Source organism: Mycolicibacterium vulneris, from assembly GCF_002104765.1.
Classification (GTDB): Bacteria; Actinomycetota; Actinomycetes; order Mycobacteriales; family Mycobacteriaceae; genus Mycobacterium; species Mycobacterium vulneris.
On the sequence record NZ_NCXM01000073.1, the window covers coordinates 1 to 2,099 of the forward strand.

At 67.0% G+C, this 2,099-nt stretch carries 1 protein-coding gene; it reads right to left on the reverse strand.

Annotated features, from left to right (window positions below):
* The coding region (locus tag B8W69_RS29360) for a condensation domain-containing protein (protein ID WP_165762729.1) at window positions 1–2,099 on the reverse strand (2,099 nt) is incomplete at both ends.

Here is a 2,099-nt window from a genome sequence, read left to right on the forward strand (position 1 = left end):
AGCGCCGCATCCATCCGCCCGGCGATCGGCGCGCCCATCACGACGTCCTCGCCGGCCCCCACCCGGTGCAACACCACCACCATGGCTGCCTGCAACACCATCGAGGCCGTCGCGTTATGCGCCGCAGCCAGCGCCTTGACCCCCGCCCAGAGCCGGGAGTCGAGATGCACGCCCACCGCGTCACCGCGGTAACTGGGCACCGGCGGGCGCGCCCGATCCGCCGGCAGCGACACCACCTCGGGCAGATCGGCCAGCTCCTGGCGCCAATACGCCAACTGCCCGGCGATCACACTGTCGGGGTCGGACTCGACGCCCAACCAATCCCGTTGCCACAGTGTGTAATCCGCATACTGCACCGGCAACGGCGCCCACTGCGGGGCCCGGCCCTGCCGCCGCGCCCGATACGCCTCGCCGATGTCCCTGGCCATTGGGGCCAGTGACCAGCCATCAAAAGCGATGTGGTGCACCACAATTCCCACCACATGCTGCTCGGGGCCCACCGCATAGATCTGGGCACGAATCGGGATCTCGGCCGACAAATCAAACCGATACCCCGCCAGCGCCACCAACTCGCCGACCACATCCTGCTCGGTCAACGACACCACCGCCGCGTTCCCGCGCCGCCACATCCCCGTCTCGGCCGGCACCACCTGTTGCAACGGCACGCCGTCGACGTCGGGAAATATGGTGCGCAGCGACTCGTGACGGGCGATCACATCATCGATCGCCGCGCCCAACGCCTCGACATCCAGCATCCCGCTGATCCGAAACGCGGTCGGCATGTTGTAGGTCGCCACCCCGCCCTCGAACCGGTCGAGGAACCACAACCGGCTCTGCGCGAACGACAACGGCACCATCGCGGGCCGCTCCACCGCCACCAACGGCTGACGCCCACTCCCATCCCCGCCAATACGGGGCGCCAACTGGGCCACCGTGGGCGCCTCGAACAGGGTGCGCACCGCCAGGTGAGCATCCAGGGCGCTGTTGACCGCGGCGATCACCCGCATCGCCGACAGCGAATCCCCGCCTAAGTCGAAGAAGGAGTCATCGACTCCGACCCGTTCGAGCCCGAGTACCTGGGCGTAGATGCCGGCCAGGATCTGCTCGGTGGGGGTACCCGGAGCGCGATAAACATCGCCCGAGGTGTATTCCGGTGCCGGCAGGGCCCGGGTGTCCAGTTTGCCGTTGACCGTTAACGGCAACGCGTCCAAGACCACCACCGCGGCCGGCACCATGTAGGTGGGGAGCCGCTGACCCAACCGGGCCCGAACATCGGTCGGGTCAGCGGCTCCAGTTATGTAGCCGATAAGGCGTTTGTCGCCGGGGCGGTCCTCGCGGGCAACTACTACCGCCTGCTCCACTCCATCCAGTTCGGCCAGCGCCGCCCGGATCTCACCGAGCTCGATGCGATAGCCGCGGATCTTGACCTGCTCATCGGCTCGACCCAGATAATCCAACTGCCCATCGGCGCCCCAACACACCAGATCGCCGGTGCGATACATGCGTTGTCCCAGCGCTCCCGCCCCGGCGAACGGGCAGGCCACAAACCGAGACGCCGTCAAAGCAGCCCGGCCCACGTATCCGTAGGCCAACCCGCCGCCGGCCACGTACAACTCCCCGACCACCCCGGCCGGCACCGGACGCAACCAGCCATCCAGCACAAAAAAGCCAAGATGCACCAACGGCACCCCGATCGGGCTGACACTGCGGTCGACGTCGGCGGCGCTGATCTCGCGGAACGAGGCATGCACCGTGGTCTCGGTGATGCCATACATGTTGATCAGCCGCGGTAATCCCGGGTGCTTGCCCAGCCACGTGCCAAGACGCTGGGGTTCTAGCGCCTCGCCGCCGAACACCACCGTCTCCAGCTTGAGCCGATCCTCGGACTCCGATGCCCCCCCATCGGCGGTTTGCAGCGCATAAAACGCCGACGGGGTCTGACTCAATACGGCGACCTGTTCGGCAATCAGCAACGCGTGCAAGTCTTCCGGCGAGCGGACCACCTCGTCGGGCACCACCACCAGCCGCCCGCCATGCAGCAGCGCACCGAAGATCTCCCACACCGAAAAGTCGAAGGCCAACGAATGACACTGCGACCA